General features: G+C 68.2%; 31 protein-coding genes. 22 read left to right on the forward strand and 9 right to left on the reverse strand.

Features of this window, described 5'->3' with window-relative positions; all coding sequences use genetic code 11:
- Positions 1 to 665, reverse strand: a 665-nt coding sequence (locus ACWIQA_RS04515) for an efflux RND transporter periplasmic adaptor subunit (RefSeq protein WP_448581874.1), incomplete at its 3' end; no start/stop codon positions are given.
- A 175-nt stretch (positions 666 to 840) separates the two neighbouring features.
- Between ACWIQA_RS04515 and ACWIQA_RS04520 the strand changes: the two genes are divergently transcribed.
- Both ACWIQA_RS04520 and ACWIQA_RS04525 read left to right on the forward strand, forming a co-directional pair.
- Entirely contained in the window at positions 841 to 1,107 is a 267-nt protein-coding gene (locus tag ACWIQA_RS04520; RefSeq protein ID WP_448581875.1) for a GlsB/YeaQ/YmgE family stress response membrane protein, read from the forward strand.
- Between the two features lie 84 nt (positions 1,108 to 1,191).
- Positions 1,192 to 1,896, forward strand: coding sequence for an SIMPL domain-containing protein (locus ACWIQA_RS04525; RefSeq protein ID WP_448581876.1), 705 nt, complete (start codon positions 1,192 to 1,194; stop codon positions 1,894 to 1,896).
- 8 nt (positions 1,897 to 1,904) lie between these two features.
- Here the strand turns inward: ACWIQA_RS04525 and nrdR are convergent, their stop codons facing one another.
- The 4 genes from nrdR to rpiB are packed head-to-tail and all read right to left on the reverse strand — an operon-like array spanning position 1,905 to position 4,587.
- Complete coding sequence (nrdR, locus tag ACWIQA_RS04530; RefSeq protein WP_448581877.1) at positions 1,905 to 2,366, reverse strand: transcriptional regulator NrdR; 462 nt, start codon at positions 2,364 to 2,366, stop codon at positions 1,905 to 1,907.
- On the reverse strand, positions 2,366 to 2,845 hold the full coding sequence (locus ACWIQA_RS04535) for a hypothetical protein (protein ID WP_448581878.1): 480 nt from the start codon (positions 2,843 to 2,845) through the stop codon (positions 2,366 to 2,368). Before ACWIQA_RS04535 ends, nrdR begins: the two co-directional genes overlap by 1 nt.
- The gene (glyA, locus tag ACWIQA_RS04540) at positions 2,842 to 4,155 is read right to left on the reverse strand and encodes a serine hydroxymethyltransferase (protein WP_448581879.1); all 1,314 of its coding nucleotides are present in this window, start codon (positions 4,153 to 4,155) and stop codon (positions 2,842 to 2,844) included. The genes ACWIQA_RS04535 and glyA overlap by 4 nt, the downstream gene beginning before the upstream one ends.
- 3 nt (positions 4,156 to 4,158) lie before the next feature.
- Positions 4,159 to 4,587 (reverse strand): ribose 5-phosphate isomerase B, encoded by a 429-nt coding sequence (rpiB, locus tag ACWIQA_RS04545; protein ID WP_448581904.1) that lies wholly within the window; start codon positions 4,585 to 4,587, stop codon positions 4,159 to 4,161.
- Between the two features lie 92 nt (positions 4,588 to 4,679).
- Here rpiB and ACWIQA_RS04550 point away from each other — a divergent pair, with 92 nt between their 5' ends.
- The 3 genes from ACWIQA_RS04550 to ACWIQA_RS04560 are packed head-to-tail and all read left to right on the forward strand — an operon-like array spanning position 4,680 to position 7,473.
- Entirely contained in the window at positions 4,680 to 5,702 is a 1,023-nt protein-coding gene (locus ACWIQA_RS04550) for a phosphotransferase family protein (protein WP_448581880.1), read from the forward strand.
- Positions 5,699 to 6,928 carry an acyl-CoA dehydrogenase family protein gene (locus ACWIQA_RS04555; protein WP_448581881.1) on the forward strand — a complete coding sequence of 410 codons (1,230 nt, stop codon included), beginning with the start codon at positions 5,699 to 5,701 and terminating at the stop codon, positions 6,926 to 6,928. Before ACWIQA_RS04550 ends, ACWIQA_RS04555 begins: the two co-directional genes overlap by 4 nt.
- A gap of 11 nt (positions 6,929 to 6,939) precedes the next feature.
- On the forward strand, positions 6,940 to 7,473 hold the full coding sequence (locus ACWIQA_RS04560) for an NUDIX hydrolase (protein ID WP_448581882.1): 534 nt from the start codon (positions 6,940 to 6,942) through the stop codon (positions 7,471 to 7,473).
- On the opposite strand, the gene ACWIQA_RS04565 is transcribed toward ACWIQA_RS04560, so the two are convergent.
- The 4 genes from ACWIQA_RS04565 to ACWIQA_RS04580 form a co-directional block, all read right to left on the reverse strand.
- Positions 7,445 to 7,678 carry a ribbon-helix-helix domain-containing protein gene (locus ACWIQA_RS04565; protein WP_448581883.1) on the reverse strand — a complete coding sequence of 78 codons (234 nt, stop codon included), beginning with the start codon at positions 7,676 to 7,678 and terminating at the stop codon, positions 7,445 to 7,447. The two genes, ACWIQA_RS04560 and ACWIQA_RS04565, sit on opposite strands and share 29 nt — an antisense overlap.
- A 138-nt stretch (positions 7,679 to 7,816) precedes the next feature.
- Entirely contained in the window at positions 7,817 to 8,539 is a 723-nt protein-coding gene (gene phbB / locus ACWIQA_RS04570; RefSeq protein WP_448581884.1) for an acetoacetyl-CoA reductase, read from the reverse strand.
- Positions 8,540 to 8,564: 25 nt separating this feature from the next.
- Entirely contained in the window at positions 8,565 to 9,626 is a 1,062-nt protein-coding gene (gene hemH / locus ACWIQA_RS04575) for a ferrochelatase (protein ID WP_448581885.1), read from the reverse strand.
- Complete coding sequence (locus ACWIQA_RS04580; RefSeq protein WP_448581886.1) at positions 9,613 to 11,844, reverse strand: molybdopterin cofactor-binding domain-containing protein; 2,232 nt, start codon at positions 11,842 to 11,844, stop codon at positions 9,613 to 9,615. The genes hemH and ACWIQA_RS04580 overlap by 14 nt, the downstream gene beginning before the upstream one ends.
- 458 nt (positions 11,845 to 12,302) lie before the next feature.
- Between ACWIQA_RS04580 and ACWIQA_RS04585 the strand changes: the two genes are divergently transcribed.
- The 17 genes from ACWIQA_RS04585 to ACWIQA_RS04665 form a co-directional block, all read left to right on the forward strand.
- On the forward strand, positions 12,303 to 13,433 hold the full coding sequence (locus ACWIQA_RS04585) for a sigma-54 interaction domain-containing protein (protein WP_448581887.1): 1,131 nt from the start codon (positions 12,303 to 12,305) through the stop codon (positions 13,431 to 13,433).
- Positions 13,430 to 13,768: a flagellar hook-basal body complex protein FliE gene (locus ACWIQA_RS04590; protein ID WP_448581888.1), complete on the forward strand. Its 339-nt coding sequence runs from the start codon at positions 13,430 to 13,432 to the stop codon at positions 13,766 to 13,768. Before ACWIQA_RS04585 ends, ACWIQA_RS04590 begins: the two co-directional genes overlap by 4 nt.
- 10 nt (positions 13,769 to 13,778) lie before the next feature.
- Positions 13,779 to 15,380, forward strand: coding sequence for a flagellar basal-body MS-ring/collar protein FliF (gene fliF, locus ACWIQA_RS04595; protein ID WP_448581889.1), 1,602 nt, complete (start codon positions 13,779 to 13,781; stop codon positions 15,378 to 15,380).
- A gap of 3 nt (positions 15,381 to 15,383) precedes the next feature.
- The gene (locus ACWIQA_RS04600) at positions 15,384 to 16,415 is read left to right on the forward strand and encodes a flagellar motor switch protein FliG (RefSeq protein WP_448581890.1); all 1,032 of its coding nucleotides are present in this window, start codon (positions 15,384 to 15,386) and stop codon (positions 16,413 to 16,415) included.
- Complete coding sequence (locus ACWIQA_RS04605) at positions 16,408 to 16,962, forward strand: FliH/SctL family protein (RefSeq protein WP_448581891.1); 555 nt, start codon at positions 16,408 to 16,410, stop codon at positions 16,960 to 16,962. The genes ACWIQA_RS04600 and ACWIQA_RS04605 overlap by 8 nt, the downstream gene beginning before the upstream one ends.
- On the forward strand, positions 16,959 to 18,332 hold the full coding sequence (gene fliI / locus ACWIQA_RS04610) for a flagellum-specific ATP synthase FliI (RefSeq protein ID WP_448581892.1): 1,374 nt from the start codon (positions 16,959 to 16,961) through the stop codon (positions 18,330 to 18,332). The genes ACWIQA_RS04605 and fliI overlap by 4 nt, the downstream gene beginning before the upstream one ends.
- A complete protein-coding gene (locus ACWIQA_RS04615) occupies positions 18,325 to 18,750 on the forward strand; it encodes a hypothetical protein (protein WP_448581893.1) in 426 nt (141 codons plus the stop codon). Before fliI ends, ACWIQA_RS04615 begins: the two co-directional genes overlap by 8 nt.
- Positions 18,750 to 20,063: a hypothetical protein gene (locus tag ACWIQA_RS04620; RefSeq protein WP_448581894.1), complete on the forward strand. Its 1,314-nt coding sequence runs from the start codon at positions 18,750 to 18,752 to the stop codon at positions 20,061 to 20,063. The genes ACWIQA_RS04615 and ACWIQA_RS04620 overlap by 1 nt, the downstream gene beginning before the upstream one ends.
- 50 nt (positions 20,064 to 20,113) lie before the next feature.
- Positions 20,114 to 20,656, forward strand: a complete 543-nt coding sequence (locus tag ACWIQA_RS04625; RefSeq protein ID WP_448581895.1) for a flagellar basal body-associated FliL family protein — start codon at positions 20,114 to 20,116, stop codon at positions 20,654 to 20,656.
- Positions 20,656 to 21,501, forward strand: a complete 846-nt coding sequence (locus tag ACWIQA_RS04630) for a hypothetical protein (protein WP_448581896.1) — start codon at positions 20,656 to 20,658, stop codon at positions 21,499 to 21,501. Before ACWIQA_RS04625 ends, ACWIQA_RS04630 begins: the two co-directional genes overlap by 1 nt.
- Positions 21,502 to 21,506: 5 nt before the next feature.
- A complete protein-coding gene (locus tag ACWIQA_RS04635; RefSeq protein WP_448581897.1) occupies positions 21,507 to 22,112 on the forward strand; it encodes a FliM/FliN family flagellar motor switch protein in 606 nt (201 codons plus the stop codon).
- Entirely contained in the window at positions 22,109 to 22,501 is a 393-nt protein-coding gene (locus ACWIQA_RS04640) for a flagellar biosynthetic protein FliO (RefSeq protein ID WP_448581898.1), read from the forward strand. The genes ACWIQA_RS04635 and ACWIQA_RS04640 overlap by 4 nt, the downstream gene beginning before the upstream one ends.
- On the forward strand, positions 22,498 to 23,298 hold the full coding sequence (gene fliP / locus ACWIQA_RS04645) for a flagellar type III secretion system pore protein FliP (RefSeq protein ID WP_448581899.1): 801 nt from the start codon (positions 22,498 to 22,500) through the stop codon (positions 23,296 to 23,298). The genes ACWIQA_RS04640 and fliP overlap by 4 nt, the downstream gene beginning before the upstream one ends.
- A 4-nt stretch (positions 23,299 to 23,302) precedes the next feature.
- Entirely contained in the window at positions 23,303 to 23,575 is a 273-nt protein-coding gene (locus ACWIQA_RS04650; RefSeq protein ID WP_448581900.1) for a flagellar biosynthetic protein FliQ, read from the forward strand.
- Positions 23,575 to 24,363 carry a flagellar biosynthetic protein FliR gene (locus tag ACWIQA_RS04655; protein ID WP_448581901.1) on the forward strand — a complete coding sequence of 263 codons (789 nt, stop codon included), beginning with the start codon at positions 23,575 to 23,577 and terminating at the stop codon, positions 24,361 to 24,363. The genes ACWIQA_RS04650 and ACWIQA_RS04655 overlap by 1 nt, the downstream gene beginning before the upstream one ends.
- A complete protein-coding gene (locus ACWIQA_RS04660) occupies positions 24,356 to 25,510 on the forward strand; it encodes an EscU/YscU/HrcU family type III secretion system export apparatus switch protein (protein WP_448581902.1) in 1,155 nt (384 codons plus the stop codon). Before ACWIQA_RS04655 ends, ACWIQA_RS04660 begins: the two co-directional genes overlap by 8 nt.
- Before the next feature lie 32 nt (positions 25,511 to 25,542).
- Positions 25,543 to 26,222: AMIN domain-containing protein (locus tag ACWIQA_RS04665; RefSeq protein ID WP_448581903.1), on the forward strand; the 680-nt coding region annotated here is incomplete at its 3' end.

The following is a 26,222-nucleotide window of genomic DNA, read 5'->3' on the forward strand; positions in this document are numbered from 1 at the left end:
GGGCAGGTCGTCTCGCCGGCCTCGGGCGCGCGGATGGTAAGGCGCGCAAGTCGCTCGCGCATTTCCTTAACCTGAGCGCGGGCGACGGCGGCGCGCGCGCGGGCGGAGTCGCGCGTTGCTGTGCGGCGGTCGATATCGGCCTTGGAGATGAAGCCGCGCTCGACGAGCTTCAAGGCGCGGTCGAGCTCGGCCTGGGCGAGACGGGCATCGGCATCCGCTTGGGCCACTGCGGCCTCGAGCTGGGCGAGCTGGGCGCGCTGCACGCCGGAGTCAATTTCCGCCAGTACTTGCCCTTGTGCGACATATTCCCCGGCTTCGACTCGGACGGCGGTGATAGCGCCGCCCTCGCCGACCACGCCGATGGGCAGTTCCCGCCGGGCCGCGATGGTGCCCGTTGCGCGCACCCGGGCTGCGACTTCGACTTGCCCTGGCACGATCACCGAGACGGCAGGCGGGCCCGAGGGTGGCGCTGTCGGGCCAGGTGCATTGGCGCGTGCGACCAGAAACCAGACAAACCCGGCAAGGGCTGCGATCGCGAGGGCAAAGCCAAGTCGCTGCCAAGCGAAACGGGGAAGGAAGGGGCGAGTGCCCAGCCTCTCGACGGGTTGGTCGTCTGCAACCGTCGCCAGCCCTTCGCGCTTGGGGGAGGGGAGATGCATGTTCATAGGCCCAGGTCCAATTGGTTATGCAAGGCATAAGCCTCAAGTGCCGGTCACTCCCCTCAAAGAAACCGGCGCCCAGTCACATATCCGAACGCGGGCGCCCGTGAAAGCCCCGTTTCGTTGCAGGGTTCAGATGGGCCCCTGAGGCTGCTAGGATTACGCCGAAAGGTGCTCTTTCATGGGCTATGGCCTGTTTGGATGGATCGTCGTCGGGCTGGTGGCCGGCGGGCTTGCCCGGCTGCTGCATCCCGGCCGCGACCCTGGCGGGCTTGGTGTCACGCTCGTCGTTGGCATCGCAGGGGGCGTGATGGGCGGCTGGCTGGGCCGGCTGCTCGGCGCTGGGCCGCATTCGACTCTCCTCAACCTGGCCCTGGCGACGGCCGGCGCGCTGCTACTGCTCGTGCTGTGGCGGGCGATCGCGCGCGCAAGAGCAGGGCGGTCCTGACTCGGTTGCGACAGAGGGTCGCGCTTCATCGCTGTGACAGCTGGGAGCGGCCAAGGGCTGCTGCGTGAGAAGAAGGAGGTCTCCATGCGATACCTGCCCGGTTTGGGGGCGCTTGCGCTCGTGCTGGCGGGGCCGGCCATGAGTGCCGAGCCGCCGACTGCCACCCTTGTGGTCAGCGCCGAGGCGAGCCGGGTCGCCGCACCCGATCTTGCCATCCTCAGCGCTGGAGTTGTGACCCAGGCGCCGGATGCCGCTGCTGCGATGGCTGAGAACAACCGGCGGATGACGGCTGTGACTGCTGCGCTTCGCCGGGCAGGTGTTGAGCCGCGCGACCTGCGCACCAGCCAGCTCGCAGTCCAGCCGCTCTATCGCTACGGCGAGAACCGCGCCCCCACTATCACTGGCTACCAGGCAGCAAACCAAGTGACGGTGCGCTTGCGCGACCTTGCCCGGATCGGCCCCGTCGTCGATGCCATGGTGAAGGAAGGCGCCAACCGGATCGAGGGACCGAGTTTCACGGTTGAGAAGCCCGAGCCGCTGCTCGATGCCGCCCGCGCAGATGCGGTCAAGGCTGCGCGGGCCCGCGCCGAGCTGCTTGCGGCAGCAGCAGGTGTCAGGATCGTGCGGGTGCTGACCATCCAGGAGACAGGGGGAGGCCCGGAGTTCCGGCCGATGGCGCGGGCTATGGCGGCTGCGCCTGCCTCCGACATGGCGCCTCCTGTCGAAGTGGGCGAGAGCGAGCTGCGCGCTGGCGTGACCGTCACTTTCGAGATTGCCCCTGGCCGCTGACGGCCGGCTCAGCTTTTGACGGCCTTGGAGAGCTGGCCGACGAAGGTCTCGAAATCCTTGGCCTCGCGGAAGTCGCGGTAGACGCTCGCAAACCGGACATAGGCGACGGGATCGAGCTGCTCGAGGCCTTGCATGACGAGTGCGCCGATCTGGCCCGCCTCGACTTCGGTCTCGCCCAAGGCTTCGAGCTGGCGCTGCACCGAGGAGACGAAGCGCTCGATCCGCTCTGGGTCAATATCGCGCTTGCGGCAGGCGATCAGGATCGACTGCGCCAGCTTCTCGCGATCGAACGGCTCCTTCTTGCCGGATTTCTTGAGCACGATGAGCTCGCGCAGCTGAACGCGCTCGAAGGTGGTAAAGCGCGCGCCGCAACTGCTGCACTGGCGGCGGCGGCGGATCGCTGTGCCGTCTTCGGTTGGACGGCTGTCCTTCACTTGCGTCTCTTCCGAGTGGCAGAAGGGGCAGCGCATCAGCCCCTCCGGGTCAGCGTCCGCAAATCACCAAGTCCGCCGCCGATGATGGCGCCAGTGATCGGCCCGACCAATCGCATGCGAAGCCCGAGTGCTGCCCCAGCGCCAGCGCCGATCAGCACATTGCGGCCAAGCAGCGTTTTTGGCACCCGGTTTGCAGTTTCCGCTGCATTGCGGCCTGCCTTGGTCGAAAGCGGCTTGCAGCCGGCATCCTGAACTTCAGCGAGGGCCTTCTCGGCAGTGCCGATTGCCTTCCCGGCTTCGCGTGGGGTCTCGTCGCCGACCTTGCTCTTCCGCTGCTTGCCCCCGCGCGCAACCGCTGTCCCCGCCAGAGCCTCGAGCGGGTTGGCATAAGGTTCGGACGTGGTCGCTGCCGCTGCCGATTTTGCTGTGCGCGGCTTGGCCCTCGGCTTTTCGGGAGCATCAGCGGCAACTGCGCGCCTCTGCCGCGGCGCTTTGCGGAGCCGGGGGTTGGTCATGGCCGTGCATGGCTTTGCGAGTAGATGGGAAAGCGGGCGGCAAGTGCCTTCACCCGGGCGCGCACTTCGCGCTCGACCTTGGCATTGTCATGAGGGCCGTTGGCCTTGAGGCCATCCAGCACATCGGCAATCATTTCGCCAACCGCCTGGAATTCGGCCTGGCCGAAGCCGCGGGTGGTGCAGGCAGGCGAGCCGACTCGTATCCCACTCGTCTTGGTGGGGGGCAGGGGATCGTTGGGAACACCGTTCTTGTTGCAGGTGATGCCCGAGCGCTCGAGCGCGGCATCGGCATCCGCTCCGGTCAGCCCCTTGGGCCGCAGGTCGACGAGGGCGAGGTGGGTGTCGGTTCCGCCTGCCACCAGCGCGCAGCCGCGACGTTCAAGCGTTGCTGCAAGCGTCTTGGCGTTGGCGACGACGGCTGCCGCATAGTCGCGGAAGGCGGGCCGGAGCGCCTCGCCGAACGCCACCGCCTTGGCGGCAATCACATGCATGAGCGGCCCGCCCTGGAGGCCGGGGAAGACGGCGGCATTGAGCTTCTTTGCAAGCTCGGGATCGTTTGCAAGGATCATGCCGCCGCGCGGGCCCCTTAGTGTCTTGTGGGTTGTCGTTGTCACCACATGGGCATGGGGGAAGGGGGAGGGATGGACTCCAGCTGCGACCAGCCCGGCGAAATGGGCCATGTCGACGAGAAGATAGGCCCCGACCCGGTCGGCGATGGCGCGCATGGCGGCGAAATCGATGATCCTCGGATAGGCCGAGCCGCCCGCGATGATGAGCCGCGGCTGCTCGGCGACCGCCTGCGCCTCGACTGCGTCATAGTCGATGCGGTGAGTCTCGGGGTGCACGCCATAGTGGATGGCGCGAAACCATTTGCCCGACTGCGCCGCCCTGGCGCCGTGGGTCAGGTGGCCGCCGGCGTCGAGCGAGAGGCCGAGGATGGTGTCCCCAGGCTTCAGCAGTGCGAGGAAGACCGCGCCATTGGCCTGCGCGCCCGAATGCGGCTGGACATTGGCGAAGGCACAGCCGAACAGGGCCTTGGCGCGCTCGATTGCGAGAGTTTCGACGACATCGGCATGGGCGCAGCCCTGGTAATAGCGCTTGCCCGGATAGCCCTCGGCATATTTGTTGGTGAAGACCGAGCCCTGGGCTTCAAGCACGGCCCGGCTGACGATGTTTTCCGACGCAATGAGCTCGATCTGCTCTTGCTGGCGCAGGAGCTCGCCCCTGACGGCAGCGGCAACGGCCGGGTCGGCCTCGGCGAGCGTGTCGGCGAAGAAGCTGTCGAAGGCGGGAAGGGGCTGGCTGCTCATGGTCTATCCCAGTTTCCGGACACGGTCGGCATGGCGGCCACCAGCAAAGGGGGTGGCAAGAAAGGTGGCGAGCGCGTTGCGCGCTGTCTCCACCCCCATCAGGCGGGCGCCGAGTGCGATCATGTTGGCGTCATTGTGCTCGCGCGCGAGGCGTGCGGAGAGATGGTCGTGGACGAGGGCGCAGCGGGCGCCGGGCACCCGGTTGGCGGCAATCGAGATCCCGATTCCCGAGCCGCAGACAACGACGCCCATCTCGGCTCGGCCGGCTGCGACGGCCTCAGCACAGGCGCGGCCATAGTCCGGGTAATCGACCGACCTGTCAGGATCGGCGGTTCCCAAGTCTTCAACGGCATGACCTTCGGCCCGCAAGTCGGAAGCGAGGAGCGCCTTCAACGGAAATCCGGCATGATCCGAGGCAATGGCGATGCGCAAAGGGCGAACCTCAAGGGCTGGTGGTTGGGGCATGCCTATGCACCAACTCTTGGCAATGGCCAAGCCGGCGAGATGCTGGCATCGCTGCGGCCATGGTGGCGGGAGAGCAAGAGGAAGACTGGACGGCGATTGCCGGCTGGCTCGGCCGCCGGGGGCTTCGGCTTGATTTTCGCGAGCCTCCAGCCCGGCTGACGGGCGGGCTTGCCAACCGGAACTATCGGGTACTGCTCGATGGCAAGCCTGCAGTCTTCCGCCGGCCGCCGCCGGGGCCGCTTGCCCATGGCGCCTCTGACATGGCGCGCGAGGCAAGGGTGCTCGGCGCACTTGCACCTGTCTTCCCGCTGGCGCCAGCAAGCCTTGCCTTCTGTGCCGACCCGGCGGTCATCGGCGTCCCCTTCCAGCTCCTCGAATGGCGCGAGGGCGTGGCAATCGGGGCGGAGCCGCCGCCAGCGCTTGGTGCAGAGCCGCTATTGGCGGAGCTTGTCGGCACGCTCGCAGCGGTTCACCGGCTCGATCCGGCTGCCGTTGGACTGGCAGATCTCGGCCGCCCGACCGGGTTTGGCGCCCGCCAGCTTGCCGGCTGGAGGAAGCGTGCCGAGGCGGCGTTTGCTGGCGAGGCACCACCGGCACTTGCCCTGCTGCTTGCGCGCCTGGAGGCGAGTGTGCCGCCCGATGTGCCGGTGCGGCTCCTCCACATGGACCCCAAATTCGACAATTTGCTGGTGGACCCGGAGTGCGGGCGCGCGACGGCGCTTATCGACTGGGATATGGCAACGCTTGGGCCTCCGGCCTTTGATCTTGCCGTGCTGCTCTCCTACTGGATCGAACCCTCCGATCCTCCGGGAACCCACCAGCTGCAGGCGCTCCCTTCGCTTGCGCCGGGCTGGCCGGGGCGGGCCGCCGTGGTTGCGGCCTATCGGGCAGCTGCGGGCGCAACACCGCCGGATCTTGCCTGGCATCTCGCGCTTGCCCGACTTCGCCTGGCGACGGCGTGGATGCAGCTCTATCGCTTGTGGCAGCGCGGCAGCCTTGCTGGCGCACGCTACGCAGGCTTTGCATCGCTGGCCGCGGCCATCCTCGGCCAGGCCGTCGACCAGTTTGGAGAAGCGCCATGATCGACTTTGCTGTGCCGCCTGCGCTTGCTGCACTTGCTGCCCGGGTCCGGGCCTTTGTTGCAGACCAGATCGTCCCCTACGAGTGCGACCCGCGGCTCACTCAGCATGGGCCGACCGATGCGCTCCGCGCCGAGCTGGTTGCGAAGGCCCGCGCCGCCGGCCTGCTCACCCTCCAGGCGCCCAAGGCGATGGGTGGCATGGGCCTTTCCCATATCGAGCAGGCGCTGGTGTTCGAGGCTGCCGGCTGGTCGACGCTGGGGCCGATTGCCATGAACTGCGCTGCCCCCGACGAAGGCAACATGTTCCTCCTGTCAAAGATCGCCCGCCCCGACCAGGCCGAGCGCTTTCTTCGGCCAATGGTCCTTGGGCAGCAGCGCTCGGTCTTTGCCATGACTGAGCCCGACGGCGCCGGGTCCGACCCGGCCCAGCTTCGGACCGAAGCCGTCTTCGATGGCAGCGCTTACACCATCAACGGTCGCAAATGGCTGATAACGGGGGCGGAAGGGGCGAAGACCTGGATCATCATGGCGCGCGTTGCCGACAATCCCCATGGGCCTTCGGGGCCGACGCTTTTCCTGTGCGATGGTGCAACGCCCGGGATTGTGATTGAGCGGCGGATGCACTCGATGGACCGCAACTATGTCGAAGGCCATGCCGTGGTGCGGTTCGAGGGGCTCCGGCTGCCGCCGGACGCCGTGCTTGGCGAGGTGGGCGAGGCCTTCCGCTATGCCCAGATGCGCTTGGCGCCTGCGCGCATGACCCACTGCATGCGCTGGCTGGGTGCGGCCAGCCGGGCCCAGAGCATCGCCATCGACCATGCGAGGCGCCGCACGGCCTTCGGCAAGGTTTTGGGCGAGCACCAGGGTGTCTCTTTCCTGCTCGCTGAGAACGAGACCGACTTGAAGGTCGCGCGCCTCCTCATCTGGGAAGTCGCCTGGCGGATGGACCGGGGCGAGAAGGCGCGGCACGAAAGCTCGATTGCAAAGGCCGAGATTTCCGAGCGCCTGTTCCGGGTTGCCGACCGCTGTGTGCAGGTGCTGGGTGGGATCGGCACCACGGATGAGACGGTCGTTGCGATGATCTATCGCGACATGCGCGGCTTCCGCCTCTATGATGGCCCGACCGAAGTGCACAAGCATGCCATCGGCCGCCAGCTGCTGCGTGCGGGCAGCGCGTTTACGGCAACGCCGGCGGCTGACGAGGCGCTGGCGGCAGCGGCGGAGTGAGCAGCGACTGGGTGAGCGACGACCGGCGCGACGGCCTGCTCTGGCGGGGGCGCTTTCTTGAAGTCCGCGCTGCCCCCTGGGGCGAGGACGGGCGCTGGGAATATGTGACCCGGGTGGGCCGCATTGCGGCGGCCGTCATCCTTGCCATCACCGATGCTGGAGAGATCGTCCTCGTCGAGCAGTATCGACCACCGCTTGGGTGCGCTTGCATCGAGCTTCCTGCCGGCCTCGTCGGTGACAAGGAGGCCGAGGACCCGCTTCATAGCGCCAGGCGCGAGCTCCTCGAGGAGACCGGTTTTGTCGCTTCCTGCTGGGAGGATTGCGGCCAGTTCGCATCTTCGCCCGGTATGATCGGCGAGATTTTCCACTTCTACCGCGCAACCGGGCTCATGCGGGTCAGTCCAGGCGGGGGAGACGGGGACGAGCGGATTAGCGTTCATGTCGTGCCGATTGCCCAAGTTCCGGCCTTTCTTGAAGCAGCGCGCGCACGCGGCGCGATGATCGACACGCGGCTTCTCATCGCGCTTCCGCTCCTCCCCGGTTGAGCGCTTCCTGGAGTGCAAAAAGGCGAAGCGCCCGGGCGAGCGGCATGGCGCGGGCCTCATCGAGCTCGGCGACGAGCGCACTGGTGGCCATGCCCCGCCGGGCGGCGGCGGCATCGAGGATGGCCCAGAAGGCGGGCTCGAGCGCGACGGATGTGCGATGGCCCTGGATGGTCAAGCTGCGCTTCTCGAGCTGCCCTTCGGTCACGGGGTGGAGACCGCAGGACCCGAGCCGTCGGTCAGGTCCGCCCGCTGGGTGGGCAAAGCCGCCCGGTCAGGCGGCCTGCCGGCCAGGTCGGCGGCGAGTCTGCGGATTTGCCCGGTGCGCAAACCACAGCCGCCTGTGTCAGTACATGTGCTGGCCGCCATTGATGGAAAGCGTCGAGCCCGTGATGAAGCCAGCATCCTCGCCGCACAGGAAGACGACGCCGCGGGCGATTTCATGGGCCTGGCCGAGCCGCCCGGCAGGGATTCGGGCGACAATCTTCTCAAGCACTTCGGGAGGAACGGCGGCGACCATGTCGGTGTCGATATAGCCTGGTGCCACGGCATTGACAGTGACGCCGAAGCGCGCGCCTTCCTGGGCCAGGGCCTTGGTGAAGCCGTGGATTCCGGCCTTGGCGGCGGCGTAGTTCACTTGCCCGATCTGGCCTGCCTGGCCGTTGATGGAGCCGATGTTGACAATCCGGCCCCACTTGCGCTCGCGCATGCCGGGATAGACGGCCTTGGCCATGTTGAAGCAGCCGCCGAGATTGACCTCGATCACTTCCCGCCACATCTCGAACGTCATCTTGAGCATGGTCGCGTCGCGCGTGATCCCAGCATTGTTGACGAGGACCTCGATCGGGCCGTGCGCTGCCTCGATCCTTGCGACTGCATCATGGCATGCCTGGTGATCGGCGACGTTCCACTTGTAGGCGGGAATGCCGGACTGCTCGGTGAAGGCCTTTGCCCGCTCCTCGCTTCCGACATAGTTGGCAACCACTGCGAACCCGGCGTCCTTGAGGGCAAGACAGATTGCCTCGCCGATCCCCCGCGTTCCCCCTGTGACAAGCGCAAGTCGAGCCATGCCCACTCTCCTCCCCGAGTGCGTCCTAGAGCGGAGCTGGCCCCCCTTCAAGCGCAGTCCAGCCGGAAAGCTCCTGCCGGATCAAGGAGTCGAGCATGTCAATGCCAGCCGGTGACGCATTGAGGCAGGGAAGATAGGCATAGTCGGTGCCGCCGGCGGCAAGGAAGGAATCGCGTGCCTCGATCGCGATTTCCTCGAGCGTTTCGAGACAATCGGCAGAAAAGCCGGGGCAAGTGACAGCGACTCGCCGCACGCCGGCCTGCGCAAGCGCAAGAAGCCGCGGCTCGGTGTAGGGCTGCAGCCACTCTGCCGGCCCGAAGCGGGACTGGAAGGTCACTTCGACCCGGTCGGCAAGCCCAAGCGCTTGGCCGAGCAGGCGCGCGGTCTTGCGGCACTGGCAATGATAGGGGTCGCCCTTCATCAGCGTTGAGACGGGCATGCCATGGAAGCTCATCACCAGCCGCTCGGGCGTAAAGGGGAGTTCGGCAAGCTGGGCGCGGACCTGGTGCGCAAGCGCAGCGATATAGGCAGGGTGGTCGAAATAGGGCGGAAGCGTGCGCAGCGAGGGGATCCAGCGATCGCTCGCAACCGTGCGGAACACTTCCTCAAGCGCAGTTCCCGTCGTTGCACTCGCATATTGCGGATAGAGCGGGGCAACGAGGATCCGGTCGCAGCCGGCAGCGCGGAGCGCTCGCAGCCGCTCGGGGATTGCAGGCTTGCCATAGCGCATTGCAAAATCAACGAGAATATTGGGCCCGAGCCGTGCTGCGAGCGCCTCCGCCTGGGCCCGAGTGATGACGCGAAGCGGGCTGTCGTTTTCGGCCCGGTCCCAGATGGTGGCATAGGCCTCTGCCGTCTGCGCTGGCCGGGTCTGCAGCACGAAGCCGTTGAGCAGGAAGCCCCAGACGAGGCGTGGAAGCTCGACGACCCGGGGGTCGGAGAGGAACTGGCGCAAATAGGGCCGGACGGCGGCTGGTGTGGGTGCGTCAGGCGAGCCGAGGTTGATGAGCAGCACTGCGACCCGCCCGTGCGGGACGCTTGGGTGATCCGCCGGCCGCTGGTCGGGCGCCGGCTCAGGAGTCTGCATCAGCAAGGGGCAGCCTCCGCATCCGCATCCCCGTGGCGCGGGCGAGCGCATTGGCAAGGGCTGGGGCAGCAGGCGGTGTGCCCGGCTCGCCGACACCGCCGAGGGGGGCCCCGCTCTCGACGATCCGGGTCGACATGACGGGCGTGTCGGCCAGCGCCATCAGCCGATAGCCGTCGAAATTGGTGGGAACCGCCATGCCGCCCGCAAAGTCCACCCGGCCGTGGAGCGCAGCGCACAGCCCCATCAGGGCTCCGCCCTCGACCTGGGCCCGGACCGAATCCGGGTTGATGGCCCGGCCGCAGTCGATCGCCGACCAAAGACGCGTGATGCGGACCTTGCCATCGACCAAGCCGGCCTCAACGACGATTGCGACAATCGCGCCGAAGCTCTCGTGCAGCGCCACGCCCTTGGCGAGACCTTCGGGCGAAGGGTCCTCGAAGCGGCTGTCCTCGCCGACGGCCCGCAGGACGGCAGCATGGCGCGGCATGCCCTCGAGATGGGCGAGACGGAAGGCGAGCGGATCCTTGCCGGAGGCGGCTGCCAGCTCGTCAATGAAGCTTTCGACGAAGAAGGCTGAGAAGCTGTGCCCGACCGAGCGCCAGTAGCCAAGCGGCACGGGTGTTGCGACTGGCACGTGGACGGCGCGGAAGGCGCCTGCCGAATAGGGGATCGAATCGGCACCCTCGATGGCAGCGGCACTGGCGCTCTCGGCGCCGGGGGCGAAGCGCGGCATGTTGCGGCCCATGAAGCTGGCGGCGACATTGGGGACTGCAATGCGAGCGTCGAAGGCGGCAATTCGCCCATCTGGCCCGACGCGGCCGCGCATGCGGGCAACAGCGGCCGGGCGGAACCGGTCGGCGTGGAAGTCCTCGCGCCGGCTCCACTGGAGCTGGACTGGCTTGCCAATGGCCTTGGCGATGAGGGCGGCCTCGATGAAATGGTCGGCCTCTGCCTTGCGGCCAAAGCCGCCGCCGATGAGCGTCGGGTGAATGGTGACGCTTTCTTCTGGCACGCCGAGCGCGCGCGCCACGCCCATCACGGCAAGCGTCAGTGACTGGGTCGGCCCCCAGAGCTCGACTCGGCCCTCCTCGATCCGGCAGGTGGCAACCATCGGCTCCATGCAGGCATGGGCGAGGAAAGGCACGGCATAGTCCGCCACCAGCGGCTTCTCGCCGAGCGCGGCCTCCACCTTGTCGCTGCCTGCCACCCGCTTGCCGCCAGTGCCGTCGAGTGCTTGTGCGAGCGCGCTTTGGATCCAGTCGCCGGCCGGCCCGCCCTCCGTTTCCCACACTGGCTCGAGGGCCTCGAGCGCGCGCATCGCCTCGAACGTGGTCAAACCTGTGGTTGCCACCCAGTTGCGGCCGCGGATGGCGCGCGCACCCCCAGGCCCCTTGACGGTCACCAGCCGGCCATTGCCGACGGGACCGTGGGCGATGGCTGCGAACACCATGCCGGGCAAGCGCACATCGGCACCGAAGCGGGCCGAGCCATCGACCTTGGGCGGGAGATCGAGCCTTGGCAGCGGCCGGCCGACCAGCCGGCGCTCCGCTTCTGGCCGCAGGCGGGCGCGGTCGGCATCGCTTGGGTCGATATCGCGGACGGCGTCGGCAAAGTTCATCCGGTTCGCTTGATAGGTGACGAAGCCGTCGCGGGTATCAACCGCGGCCGGATCGACCTTCCAGGCCCGCGCGCCAGCACCCACCAAGAGTGCACGGGCTGCTGCCCCCGCTTCGCGCACGATGTCATGATAGCCCCTGATCGAAGTGCTGCCGCCTGTCAGGTGCACATTCATGCGCCGGATGACAGTGGCACCGGCAAAGGCCGCAAGGTCGCGCACGATGGGCGCAAGCTCCGCAGTGCCAGCAGCCGCAAGGCCGACATGGGCATAGGCCGGGTGAAAGGGCGCTGGCTCGACCGCCAGGCGGCGCCAGTCAGCCCCCATTTCGTCCGCAAGGATCTGGGCAAGGCCCGACCAGCTTCCCTGGCCCATTTCCGCTTGCGGGATGGCGAGCACCACACTGCCATCGGGAGCAACCCGGACCCAGGCGTTCAAGGCGACCTCGCCATCCGTCGCGACGGGAGGCAAGGTCCAGTCCCGCGGCCAGACGAGGAACCCGACGGCGACGCCAAGAGTTGCTCCAGCGCCGATCAGGAAGGCGCGGCGCGACGGCAGCAGCGATCGCTTTGTCGGCTGCGGCGGAAGAGAGGTCTGGAGCATTGATCGCGCCTAGCATGGCCTGATGCGTCGACCAACATGCCCGCCGGCCGCACCTGGCCGCAACTGCACTGGGGCAGGCATGGAGCTAGCGCCACACCCGCCAACCCACAGCACAGATGCACCACAACCCTGGGCGGTGCCAGAACGACTGCCATCTGCTCGACGCTTGCGGACCGTGCCGCAACCCATTTCGCTGCCTGCCATTGCTTCCGCAAGGCGCGGACGCGTGTCAAATTTCTGACGCTTTGGCCGTCAAATGTTTGACGCTTTTCCCGTTCGGGACTGCGCCCTGGCCGTTGCCGCCGAAGAGCGCCGGCTTGGCACGCTTTTTGCTGGGCATTCCGCGTTTCGCTGCTCCGGTAACGGCCAACGGTCATGAAGGTTGCAGCGGGCGCGCCAAGTTTTGCGGGAGGAACGCCTTGCAACAGACGGCTCTGGGTCACGCGAGCGAGGACTCCATGTTGACCAGTGACGCTGCACTTGCTGAAGCACTCGGCCGGCATGGCCTGGCGGCGCCGGCCTGCTGGCCTGCGCCGGGCCCGCTTCAGCACCGCTTTCGCGCAGCGCTTGTCCGACGTCTGCAAACTCCGGAGTCCGTCGTGGCCGAGGATCCGGCCTCGCGTGCGCTTCTTGCCGAGGCAGGGCGCGCTGCCGCCTCGCAAGTGAGCGTCCTCATCGAAGGTCCGTCAGGCACGGGCAAGGAGGTGCTGGCGCGCCAGGTCCATGCCGCAAGTGCCCGCGCGTCTGGTCCGTTCGTTGCTGTCAACTGCGCTGCCATTCCCGAGACGATGCTCGAGTCCCTGTTGTTTGGGCATGAGCGCGGCGCCTTTACGGGCGCGCAGGGCGCCTCGATCGGCCTCTTTCGCGCCGCAGACGGCGGCACGCTTTTTCTCGACGAACTGGGCGAGCTGCCGCCAGCACTCCAGGCCAAGCTTCTGCGGGCAATCCAGGAGCGTGAAGTGTTGCCGCTTGGCGCGCTCCGGCCAGTCCCGGTCGATGTCCGCCTGATTACGGCAACCAACCGCGATCTTGCCCGGGACGCTCTCGAGGGCCGCTTCCGCGAGGATCTCTTCTGGCGGCTGGCCGTGTTTCCGCTGAAGACGCTGCCGCTCGCCCGCCGCCCGGGGGACATTCTGCCGCTTGCGGCCACTTTCCTGCTGCGGTTTGCGCGCGCGGAGCGAAGGCCGCTCCCCATCCTTTCCGATGCAGCGCTCGAGGCCCTGCTCGACCATCCCTATCCAGGCAATGTGCGCGAGCTCGACAATCGCCTCCAGCGCGCTGCAATCCTTGCCGGTAGCGGGCCCATCGGCCGGGCCCATCTCGGGCTCGACGCGCCGGTTGCAGGAGGACCTGTTGCCGAGGCCTTGGCACCAAGCGGCGAGGGCCTTGTCTTTGCTGTGCGCAGGCGCGAGGCGGAAGCCATTCGTGACGCGATTGCCGCAGCTGGCGGGCGCAAGGGTCTGGCCGCTGCCCGGCTCGGGATCAGCGAGCGGACCCTGCGCTACAAGCTTGCCGCTCTTGCCGGCCGGCCGCGCTCGTCGCGGCCAAGCACAGCGCGGGCCACTCGCCCCGGGAGTGCGCTGCAGTGAGCGGACCTGCAGGTCTATCCGGCCTCGGGATTTCGGGTGTGCTTGCGCTGCGCGCGGAGCTGCTCGCCAAAAGCGCCACGCTTGGCAAGCTTACCAAGGGTGCGAGTGCTGCCCAGGCCGCCAAGGCGGCGCCTTTTGTCGAAGTGCTCCAGGCCGTGAACCGGCTCCAGCAGACGAGTGAAGCGAAGACGACGGCCTTCGAGCGGGGCGAGACCCATGACCTTGCTGAGGTGATGCTCGCCCGCCAGAAGGCCTCGCTCGCCTTCGAGGCCGTGCTGCAGGCGAGGAACCGTCTGCTTGGCGCTTACCGCGACATCATGAACATGCCGGTCTGAGGGGGCAGTTATGGCCGAACCGACTGCAGCTGCTGCCCTGGCGCCGGCAAACGAGAACCCGGCGACTGGGCGGCCGCTTGCACTTTCGCGCTTGCTCGACCGACCGCTTGCCCGGCTGCGTGCAAGCCCGCTGTTCAGCCGGGCACTGGCCCCGGCAGTCTTCATCCTCGCCCTCGTTCTTGCAGCGCTGCTGTGGTTCCTGTTCGACCCCGTCGAGCGGACGCCTCTGTTCCGCAACCTGCCCGACTCCGACAAGGCTGCCGTCTTTGCCACTCTCGAAGCAAATGGCCTCGATGTCGCGCTCGACAGCCGCACTGGCGCCGTGTTGCTACCCCCTGCTGATCACGCCCGGGCGCGCATGCTGCTTGCCGCTGAAGGCCTGCCTAAGGCGGCACCCGGTGCACTCGACCTGCTGGCGGATATGCCGCTTGGCACTTCGCGGGCGGTCGAGGGGGCGCGGATCCGCAAGGCCGGCGAGCAGGAGCTGGCGCGGGCCATTGAGTCGCTCGATGGTGTCGAACGGGCGCGCGTCATCCTTGCACTGCCCGAGCCATCCCCGTTCGTGCGCGCGCAGCCAGACCCGAAGGCTTCGGTCACGGTGACACTTGCCCGTGGGCGCACGCTGTCTTCTGAGGAGACGCGGGCCATCGCCCATCTCGTCGCTGGCGCCGTTCCCGGCCTTGCGGCGGACTCGGTTGCCATTGCCGACCAAACTGGCCGGCTTCTGGCCGGTGGCCCGAGCATGGCTGAGCAGACGGCGCTTGCCCGCAGGCTCGAGCTCCAGCTGCGTCTGGAAGCGCGCGCGCGCGAGGCCGTGCTGGCGTTGCTCGGCCCGATCGTCGGCCCGGACTCCGTGCGGGCCGAAGTCGCAATCGATCTTGATCTTGCAACACGGGAGGCTGCGACCGAGCGCTATGAGCGCGAGGGAGCGCTGCGTTCGGAATCCCTTTCCTCCACCACGGCAACGGAGCCGCGGGCGATCGGCATTCCAGGGGCCCTCAGCAACACCCCGCCGGCAGCGGCGCAGATGACGGCCAATCCGCCGCCGACTGCAGCCCCGACCGAAGCCGCGAACCGCAGCGAATCCGCCACGCGCAACTATGAGCTCGGCCGCTCGATCGAAGTGACGGCCTCAGGCGGCGGCAGCATCCGCCGCATGACGGCGGCCGTTGTTATCCGTGACGATGCGCTCGGGCCGCCAGCGCAGCGGGCAGCGATGCTGCGGCAGATGGAAGCGCTTGTCCAGGGCGCGATCGGCTACGACCCGGCGCGCGGCGATCGTGTGACGGTGGTTGCACGCCCGTTTGCGCCCCCCTTGGTCGAGACGGTCCCGGTATGGCGCGAGCCTCTCGTCATTGAAGGCGCGAAATGGCTTGCAGCCGCCCTGGTTGCAATCGCCGTCCTCCTCCTCGTGGTAAGGCCTTTGCTTGCCCAGTGGCCGTCTGCGCCCGACCCAAAGCCGGCGGCGGAACCGGCTGAGCCGGCAATCCGCCTCGAGCCGCGGATCATCGACTATTCGGCAAAGCTGACCGAAGCGCGCCTTTTGGCATCGACGGATGCCGCGCGCGCCACGGCGGTTGCGCGTCGCCTTCTTGCCGAGCAGGATATCTGAGCCGTGCCCGCCCGCACCGCCCCGACGCTCAGCCTCGCCGAGCCAGTGAAGCTGACCGGCGCCCAGAAGACCGCGCTTCTTCTCCTGCTGCTTGAAGAAGAGCAGGCGGCAACGCTGCTGGCCCGGCTCGAGCCTTCCGAAGTGGAGGCGGTGGGGCAGGCGATGCTCGATGTGGCCGAAGCGAACCCGGCAACTGTTGATCGCCTGCTCGACGAAGTGCTCGCGATTGCCGATGAGACCGTGGCCCTTGGGGAAGGAGCGGGCACTGTCCGCCAGCTTTTCGGCCGGGCGCTGGGTGATGACCGCGCTGGTGGCATGATCGACCGGCTTGGCGACAAGGCCCGCCCGCAGGCGTTCGCGCGGCTGGGCTGGCTTGAGCCCTTTGCCATCGCCACGCTCCTCGAGACCGAGCATCCGCAGGCGCAGGCGCTTGTCCTTGCCCATCTTCCACCCGAGCGCGCAGCGCGCGTGCTCGCTGAGCTTCCGTCCGAGCTCCAGCCCGACCTGGTGCGGCGGGTGGCGACCATGGGTGCCGTCAGCCAGCATGTCGTCGATGCACTGGATTCGGGGCTGGTCGCGCGGCTGGCGGCGGCGCCGCCGCGCCAGCCGATCACCGATCTTGGCGGCATGAAGCGCGCTGCCGACCTTATCAATCTCTCAGGCCTCGACGAGGAGCTTGCTCTTGCCGCCTTGAGCGAAGTTGATCCGGATGCTGCCGACATCCTCGCTGAAACCCTTTTTACCTTCGAGGATCTGGACCGGCTCGACGACAAGGGCCTCCAGACCGTCATCCGCAATGTCGAGGCCGATGTGCTGGTGCCAGCCATCCGGGCGACAAGCGAGGGGTTGAAGGCCCGTATCCTGAAGGCGATGCCAGCTCGTGCTGCGCAAGCGCTCGAGGACGAGATCGCCAACCGCGGCCCAGTCAAGATCGAGGATGCGGAAGCCGCCAAGAAGGCAATTGCCGCGGCCGCACGCCGTCTTTCGGCCGATGGCGTCATCAGCCTGCCCGGCAAGGGGCCGGCCTATGTCTGAGGCAGCACCGAGGCCCGTGCCGCTCAAGGCCTTCCTGCGTGCGGAAGAGCCGCTGCCTGACCCGGGCCCGCCGCCACCCGACCCGGAGGCGATCTACCACGAAGGGTTCCGCGCCGGGCTTGCAGCCGCAGCAGCAGAAGCGGCTGAGAAAGCTCGCCAGATGGCGGATGCGCATGCCCTCGCGCTCGCCGCTGCCGACGAAAGCGCGCGCGCTCTTGCAGACGCTCTGGCCGAGGCGCTGACAGAAGCTGCGCTTGCCATTGCACGCGCCGTCCTCGCAGGCGAGCCTGCCGTTCGGCCCGAGCTTGTCCGGCGTCTTGTCGCTGATGTACTGGCTGCCGCACCAGCGGATGCGCGCGGGCGGCTTCATCTCCACCCCGATGCGCTGGCACTGCTCACCGGCCAGGCGCCGGAAGGCTGGGTGCTTGTTGGCGACCCGACGCTTGAACCCCATGGCGTGCGCGCGGAATTGGGCCGGCACCAGATCCTTGCAACGCTCGCTGGCCGGCTCGAGCAGGCCAGCGTCGAACTGGCTGCGGGCGCATGAGCCTCGACCTCCTGCCCCGGGCCCACGCGGCCGCTGGCCGGGCGGCCGTTGCGGCAGCGCAGCTGCGCGAGGATGCTGCGCGGATTGCCTTCCCGCCTGTTGAGTCCGGCGAAGTCCGGGCTTTCGACGGCCTCCTCGTGACAATCGAGGGTCTGGTTGCAGGGCCTGGCGTGCTGCTCGAGGTTGAAGCCGACCCCGCGCCTGTTGCGGCCGAGGTAATTGGCTTTCGCCGCGGCAGCCTGCTTGCGATGGCAATGGCACGCGGCGCCATCCGGCCGGGCGGCCGGGCCCGGCGCAGCGGCCGCGCCGATCTCGTTGCCTTCGGGCCCGAGCTGCTTGGCCGGGTGGTCGATGCCATGGGCCGCCCAGTCGATGGCGGCAGGCCCATCCGCTGCGCCGCTGCCACGCCGCTCGACGGCCGCGCTCTTCCGCCGCTCGACCGCGCCGACGTGTGCGCGCCAGTCGAAACGGGAGTGCGTGCCATCGACGCCCTGTTCACGCTTGGCCGCGGCCAGCGCATTGGCCTCATTGCCGGAACGGGAGTCGGGAAATCGACCCTGATGCGCGATTTGGTTTTCGGCATCCGTGCCGACGTCACTGTCGTTGCTCTGGTCGGCGAGCGGGGGCGGGAAATCTCCGGCATGGTGGACTCGCTTGGCAGCCGCTCGTGCTGCCACATCATCGCCGTTCCTGCTGACGAGGCTGCGCCCTTGCGGGTCCGGGGTGCACGCCGGGCGCTTGCAGTGGCGGAAGGGTTCCGGGCCACGGGCGCCCATGTGCTTCTGGTGATGGACAGCCTCACGCGCGCTGCCCATGCCCAACGCGAAATCGGCCTTGCTGCCGGCGAGCCTGCCGGCACGCGCGGTTATCCTGCCTCGGCGCTTGCGCTGCTGCCGAGGCTTATCGAGCGCGCTGGCGGCGATCGTGCCAGCGGGGGTGCGATTACGGCCGTCTTCACGCTGCTTGCTGACGGTGACGACCTTGTCGCGGATCCAGTGGTGGATACGGCGCGCGGTGTGCTCGATGGCCATATCGTGCTCACCCGAGAGCTGGCGGCGCGCGGCCGCCTGCCAGCGATCGACACTGGCGCATCTGTCAGCCGCACCATGGCGGCTTGCGTTGCGCCGGCGCATCTTGCGGCAGCGAGCGCTTTCTTGCGCGATGCCGCGCTGGTCGAGGCCAATCGCGACCTTCGCGTCATGGGCGCCTATGTCCCCGGGCAGGACATGACGCTCGACCAGGCAATGGCCCGGGCCGAGGCGATCGAGGAGTTCTTGATCCAACCGCCGGGGAGCCCTGCGCCCTTCGCTGCCTCGATTGCACAGCTTATCGAAACCTGGGGCGACCCGGGCGCCGAGAACGGTGACTGAGGGTCCGCATGAGCGGCGAGCGCGGCGGATCGCCGCGCTGCGCGAGCGGGAAGCGCTTGCCGCTGCGCGCGCGCTTGCAGCCGCCCGTGTTGCTGCAGCGCAGGCAGCCGAGGCAGCTGCGCGCGTCTCGGCGCTAGTGCGCATGACGGTGCCCCCAGCCGGCGCGGCGACGGCTGCCGCGCTCCTATCCAGCGCCACGCTGCGGGGGCTGCTCGCACCGATCCTCCTCGAGGCGGAACAGCAGCAAGCATCAGCCACGGCCGCTGCTGCCGGCGCTGCCGATGTGGCCGCGCGTGCGCGCGCCCGCTTGCAAAGCGCCAGAGAAGCCGAGCGGGCGGCAGCGGCTGCCATCCGCGCCGAGCGCGAGACGCGCGCTGCAGCAGATGCACCCAAGCCTGGTGCGAGGGAGAGGCTCTGATGTCCACCGTCTGTGCGACTGTTCCCTCGGCTCCAAGCCACGGGCCGCTTGATGCGGCGAAGGCCGAGGCGCCAGGCTTTGCACTCCTGTTCGGCGCGCTCGATGAAGCGATGCCCGATGCGGCAAGGCTCGATGCGGCAAGGCTCGATGCGGCAAGGCTCGATGTGGCCATGCGTGAGGACAAGGCGCGCAGTCATGGGCCGGCGGACGAGGCAAAGCGGGAGACAATGTGCTTGCCGCCTGACCCCGCGCAGGCGCTGGTGCTTCCCCTTCCTGGAATGGCGGCGGCCGCTCCATCTTTGTTTGCTGCACCGGCAGCGGCTTTGGTGGCTGACCCGGACGCCCAGACTGCGACTCGCCTCATCGCTCCATCCCCATCCTTCTCGTCTCGCGCATCGGTAAACGGCGACTTGCCCAGCCTTTCTGACACGCGCGCGGCCGGACTTGCGGCTGGCCTGCTGTGCGACGCGGAGGCGGCTCTGTGGCAGCATGCAGCATCGGCATTGACCGAGGGTCCACACCTGGCAGCAGCGCCCGCCTCGGACTCAGCAGCAAGGCAAGATGCGGCCTCGCCAACCCGGAGCACATCAGGACTGGCGGGTGAGGCCGTTCGACTGCCCGCGCTCTCGGCAGTGTCGCTTGCGATCGAAGTCGAGGGCAGCCCGGATGCGTTTGCGCATCCGGCGGCGGGCGCGCCCCGGCCAGCGCGCGGCTCGCTCGCACAAGCTCCAGGAGCGCTTGCAGGCGAATCAGCGGGAGCCTTGCAGCCGCTGGACGCGAGCGCCGCCATGCCAGGGCTGGTTGCGGTTGCTGACAGCTCGTCCGAGCTGCCGAAGTCTGGTCCGGAATGGACCGAGCCAGGGAAGGGGGATGCGCGGGAGGTTTCCCTCCCGGAAACCGTGGCTGATGCGCTCGACGCCTCCGAACCGGAAGTGGGGGGGCATGTCCAGACGGCAAGGTTGACAGTTGGATACGACGAGCGGTTGCGAATTACCCTGGGAGCTGTGACGGAGGCGAGCCGGGCCCTTCTCGAACGCGAGACTCCCGGGCTTGCGAGTGACCTCGCTGCCGCTGGTGCCAAAGTGGAGGCAATCCGCGTGGACCTGGTTGCACGCCTGCACCCAGATGGGCGGGCGGATGCAGCGGGCGGGCCGCATCCCGGGCCGGGGCAGGGTGGTGGAGCGCCCTTCGAGCAGGGCGCGCCGCGCGAGCGGGCTAATGCCCCTCTTCCCGATGCACCGGCAGGGCTGGGGATGCCGGGGCCGGAGCGCCCGGTTGCGTCTGACGGGGGAAAGATCGACCGCTATGCGTAACGCATGCCCTATGAGCACCCGCGCGGCGGGCAGCCGGATGGCAGCAGGCCATGGCTGACGCCCTCACCATCTCGGAGGACGCGACTGCCGAGACCGGGAAGAAGCCCGGCCTTCGGAAGCGCCTCTTCCTGCCTCTGCTGCTGCTTCTCGTCGGTCTTGGTGCCGGGGCGGGCGGGATGCTGGCCGCCCCGCGATTCTTCCCCGACCTGTTCCCGGCCGGCGATGCGGTCGGCGAGGATGGCGCCCCCGCGCCGAAGCCGCGCAAGGTAAGGCAAGCGCCGCTCAGCTACATCGAGCTCGACAACAGCTTCACTGCCAACCTCAAGGACAGCGGGCGCTACATCCAAGTCAAGATTGCGCTCTCCACGCACGGCGGAGAGCCGGTTGCAGAGGCGGTGGCGCAGCACAAGGTTGCAATCGTGGCAGCGACGCTCGCCGTCTTGGCTGATACCAGCCAGGCAGATTTCGAGGCTCCTGGCGGGCGCGAGCGGCTCGCCGCCCGGATGCGCATGGCCATCAATGACGTGCTGATGCGGAAATCGGGCGCGGCGGGAATCGACGATGTCTTCCTGACCAGCTTCGTGGTGCAATGATGGCGGCGGCGCGCAAGCCTGTCGCCTGGCGGCCGGTCACAGCGCCAGCTGCAGCTGCGCCCGCACGGCCTTCGCTGCCGCCTGACCTTGTTGATGCTCCTGCCTTCATTGCCACTGTCGGCCCTGATCTGACGCGGCTTATCGGCGCTCGCGTCTCGCTTTGCGCGACCGACTGGCCCGAACCCGTGCCCGACCTCGTCGAAGTGGCACGCCTCGCCCTTGCCGGCTGCGGCTTGCGCATCCTCCTCGATGAGGATGCCCTCGAAGCAATGATTGAAGCGATGTTCGGTGGCGCACTGTCGACCAGCCCCCGCCGGGCAAAGAGTCTCCGCCTTGCGCCGTCGAGTGGCACTTGGGTGGCGGCTGCGCGGCTGATCGGCCAGGCCATCGGTGCTGGTCTTGCAGCCTCGGGGCAGACGCGCGTTGGGGAAGCGCAGCCGGGAGCTCGGATCCTGGCGAGCCCGGCCGACTGCGCAGTCCCGCATCTGTGGTTCGACCTGCTTGTCGCTGGCCGGCAAGGCATGCTGGCGCTCGCCTCCGTGCCAGCCGACACGGCGACGGCTGCGGTGCCCGAGCCTGTTGCATCGCCGCCACCGGGCAAGGTGCAAGCTGGCCAGCGCATCCCGGACGACTGGCGCGCTCGCGCGGTTCGCCTCGTGCGTGCTGTCGATGTCGCCGTCGGTGTGCGGATTGCCGAGCTCTCCCTGCCGCTTGCTGAAGTGGTTGCGCTTCGGTGTGGCAGCATTCTTCCCATCGAGCCTCCGGCAACGCTCGGCCTCACCGTTGAGGGGGTCGCATGGCAACCGCCGACGGCCGGCGGAGGCGCAGGGGAAGGCCGCCAATGAACCAGATGACTCCGGGAAGGATGGCCGGCAAGCCGACCTCCAGCCGCACTCGGCGACGGCAGGGGCTGGAGATCAGCTTCGACTCAGACCCTCTGGCCGATCTCGACTCCTTTTCCGACAAGGATGGCGCGGAGAGCGCCGCCCGGCTGGCCGCGGATCTGGAGGGCGACAGGGTTGGCGACAGCGCCGCCCACCCGGCGGCTGCGGGGCCTTCTCCAGACCAGCTGGTCACGGGCGCGGCTGCTGCGAACGGGGCGCGGCCAGGGGATCCTACGGCCGCCCCAGCTTCCGGCGCTGGGCTTGCAAGCGCCGATGGCCCCCAGCCGGCGCGGCAGGCCGACCCGGCAGATGCGGCCCGCGCCCTTGGGATTCCGCTGCCGCTGGCGAAGATCGAGGTGACGGTCTCGGTCGAAGTCGGCCGCACGCGGCTGCGCCTTGCCGACCTCGTTTCGGTGGCGCCAGGCGAGCTTGTCGCGCTCGACCGCATGACGAATGCTCCCGTCGACATCCTCGTGAACGGCAAACTCTTTGCTCGCGGCGAGATTGTCGCGATTGGCGAGCGCTTCGGCGTGCGCCTGACCGAGCTCGTGGAGCCGGGGGACCTGCCATGATTGCCGATTTCCTTGTGCGCTTGCTCCTTGCCTTGCCGCTGGTGCTTGGTCTTGCTGTTGCGACCCTGCTCTTCCTGCGGCGCAGCGGGCTGCCGCTTGCACAGCGCTTTGCTGCGCGCTGCAGGGGCTGGACCTGGCCTGGAACCGAGCGCCCTGGAACCCAGCGCCCTGGAACCCAGCGCCAGGCCGAGGTGCCCCGGCTCGAGCTTGTTGCAAGCCGCATCCTCCAGCCCGGCGTTCGCATTGCCGTGCTGCGCCACGCCGGCTGCGACTATCTCATCGCCATCGCGCCTCAAGGCGTGACGCTGCTGGCAACCGAGGCTACACCCGCGCTCGAGGCCAGAGCCGCGCCAGCGCTGCGGCCCCTTCCCGCCGAGGCCGCGGCATGACCTGGTCATTCCGCAACTTCGCCCACCTTATCATGCTGTTGCTCGGCTTCCTGGCACTGTTCGCAGCAAGTGGCGCAAGTGCTGAGGCCTTGGCGCCGAGCGAAGGGACAGGAACGCTGTTCGGCGGTCTCAAGGCGCTGGCGGAGGCGGGTGGCGATAGGGGAGCGCTCTCGCTTTCGCTCCAGGTCCTCCTGCTCATGAGCCTGCTGACGGTGCTGCCGTCGGTTGTCCTCATGATGACGGCGTTCCTTCGTATCATCATTGTGCTCGCCATCCTGCGGCAGGCGCTCGGGCTCCAGCAGGCGCCGCCCAACCAGCTCCTCGTCGGCCTCGCCCTGTTCATGACCTTCTTCGTGATGCAGCCCGCCATCAGCCAGATCAACGCGACCGCCGTGCAGCCCTGGGTGGCCGACAGCATCCCCGCCGAAGTCGCGATCGCCCGGACTGGCGATGTGCTCCACAGCTTCATGATGGCCAACACCCGCTCGAGCGATTTGAAGCTCTTTGCCGACATGGTCGGGGCTGGGCCATTCGCGTCTCCGGAAGACGTGCCGATGCGTGTTCTCCTGCCGGCTTTTGCGACTTCTGAACTGAAGACCGCCTTCCAGATCGGAGTCCTCATCTTCCTTCCCTTCCTCGTCATTGATCTCGTGGTCGCAAGCGTACTGATGGCGCTTGGCATGATGATGGTCTCGCCCATCATGATCGCGCTCCCGTTCAAGTTGATGCTGTTCGTCGCTGTCGACGGCTGGAGTCTCGTCATGGCGTCGCTTGCAGCGAGTTTTGCTGGCGGCTGAGGTCATGGGGGGGGAGGACATCCTCTATGACATGGCGCGCCGCGGCCTCATCGTGCTGACGCTTGCGACGCTTCCCGCGCTTCTGGCTGCCCTTGTCATCGGCCTTGTCATCGGGCTTGTTCAGGCGGCGACCTCAATCAATGAGGCGACCTTGACCTTCGTTCCCAAGCTGGTCGGAGTTGCCCTCGTGCTCGCGGCCTTTGGCGGCATCATCGGCGGGCTCGTGCTCGATTTCACGCGCGAGGCGATCGAAGCGATCCCGGCGCTGACGCGCTGATGCTCTCTTCCGAACTGAGCCGTGCCGTCGCAGCACCAGAGGCCTTCCTCCTCCACCTCATCTGGTGCTCGCTTCGCATCCTTGGGGCACTGGCGCTGCTGCCAGCGCTCGGCGGCCAGGGGATCCCCGTGCAGGTGCGCGTGGGCCTGGCCGCCGTCGTTGGCGCCTACCTCCTTGCCGGCCCCGGCGCACCCCAGCCGCCAGATGACCTCATCAGCCTCGGGGGCCTCCTTGCGATTGCCGGCGAGCTCCTGATCGGCCTTGCCATTGCCCTTGCCCTCCACGCTGCCTTCGCTGCCGCGCTTGTGGCTGGCGAGTGGATTGCCCAGAGCATGGGGCTCGGCTTTGCCATGGTCGTCAACCCGACAGCCGGGCCAATGTCGGTGCTTGGTGTGCTCTTCATTCTCCTCACCTGGGGCCTCTTCCTTGCCGCCGGCGGCCATCTGCTCGTCATCGAGGTGCTCGTCGAAAGCTACCGCGCCATGCCCTCGGCCGCGGCTCTCCTCGCGCCGGAGCGGCTCTCGGTCATCGTCGCCTGGGGCGGCTTCGCGCTCGCAAGCGGCCTTGTCGCCGCACTGCCGCTCGGCGGCGCGCTGCTCCTTGTCAACATCGTGATCGCGGTTGCCGCCAAGTCGGCGCCGCAACTGAACCTGTTCGCGGTCGGCTTCCCGCTCATGCTGGCTGGCGGGATCGTCGGCCTGCCGCTTGCCCTTCCCGGCATGGCAGCGGCGCTTGGCGGCACGCTTGTCGAGCTCCAGCTTGCGCTCAGGGGTCTCATTCTTGGCTGAGCAGCTCGACCAGGACCAGAAGACCGAAGCGCCCACAGCGCGGCGCCGCGAGGACGCACGCCGGGAAGGTGACCTTCTCGCCTCGCGCGAGCTTGTGACGGCGATGAGTGGCATTGCCGGGGCCCTGTGGCTCTTCCTGTTCGGTGCGCGTGTGGCAGCGCGGTTCCGCGACGCCGGCGCCGCGGCGCTTGCCATCAACTCCTCGGACCTTGCGGACTGGAACCCGGTCGGTGCCCTGTTGGCAATGCTCGGCACCCTTGCCCTTCCGCTTGCGGCCCTTGCCATCCTCGTGCTTGTCGCCGTGATCGCCGGGCGGGCGCTGACCGGGGGCCTGGTGTTCGCGCCGAAGCTGCTCGAACCCAAGGCGGAGCGGCTCGATCCGCTGAAGGGTCTCACGCGCATCTTCGGCCGCCAGGGCCTCGTTGAGCTTCTGAAGGCACTTGCCAAGGCGGCGCTGCTCTTGGGGATGGGCGCTGCCTTCCTCTGGCGCGACCGGGGCCTCTTGGCCGGCCTTTCTACCATGCCGCTCGAAGCTGCCATGCCGGCCCTGTTGGACCGCGGCGTCTTCCTCTTCCTGGCGCTGACGGCTGGCCTCTTTATCATCGCTGGCGGTGATCTCCCCGTCCAGTTCCTCCAGTGGCTGAAGAAGCTGCGCATGACGCGCCAGGAACTGAAGGACGAGATGAAGCAGACCGAAGGCCGGCCGGAAGTGAAGGCGGCGCTTCGGCGCATGCAGCACCAGCTGCGCAAGGCGGCGAACCGAAGTGCAGTCCGGGACGCTTCCGTCGTGCTCGTCAATCCCGGCCATTTCGCGGTTGCGCTGCGCTACCGGCCAGGCGAGGATTTGGCCCCCGTGATCGTCGCCCGTGGCCGCGGCCCGGTTGCGCTTGCCATCCGCGAGCTTGCTGCGGAATTCGGAGTCGTAACCCTTGCCTATCCTGCCGTTGCCCGCGCGCTCTATTTCACGGGCCGGGTCGGCCAGACGATCCGCACGGACCTCTATGTCGCGGTTGCAACCATCCTCGCCTTTGTCATGCGGGTGAACGCGCTGCCAAAGGACGCGCGCGTGTACGACAATCCGCCTGACGTCGAAGTGCCCGAAGGCCTGCGCTACGATTCCGAAGGCCGCCGCGAAACCACCATTTGAGCGTTCAGGCGGAGGCTGGCATGGGCCCGGCCATGCTTCGCGCCCTCCTCCTGCTGTTTGCGCTCGGCGCGGCGGCGGCCTCCGCTGAGCCGGCCGCAGTCGCCAGCACGCTTCGAGTCGAAGCCATCAGCGATGGTGCGCGTGTTCGCCTGGCGCTGAGCCGAGCGCCGGCCGGGGCGATCACTCACTTCCACCTCGCCGCGCCCGACCGGATCGTCATCGACATCGCTGGCGCCAGCACCGTTCGCCGCGAAGCTCCCGGCGCTGGCCCGGTCAGGTCCGCCCGCCTTGCCCAGTTCGATGGTAGGACGGTCCGGCTGGTGCTTGAAGCGGCTGCGCCCATGCGTCTTGCCGGCGCCCGCCTCGTGGAGGCGCCGCGCGGCGGACCGGTGCTCGAGCTTGAGATGCAAGCCAGCAGTGCCGCCGCCTTTGCCGCCGCGGTCCGGCAGGGGCGCTCGACGCTCGCGCTCAGCCGGCCGGACTCCGGCCCGGCCGTGCCGGGGCCGCTCGCCGAGATCGCCGCCCTGCTCGACGCTCCGCCCACATCCACGCCCGCCGTGGTTCCAGCCGAAGCGGTGCGGCGGGCGCGCGGCCGGCCGGTCGTCGTCATCGATCCGGGCCATGGCGGAAAGGATGTGGGCGCGAATGCGGTGACCGGCGGCTATGAGAAGGATGTGACGCTTGCCGTTGCCCGCGCTGCCGCACGCGTGCT

The organism is Thermaurantiacus sp. (assembly GCF_053487655.1).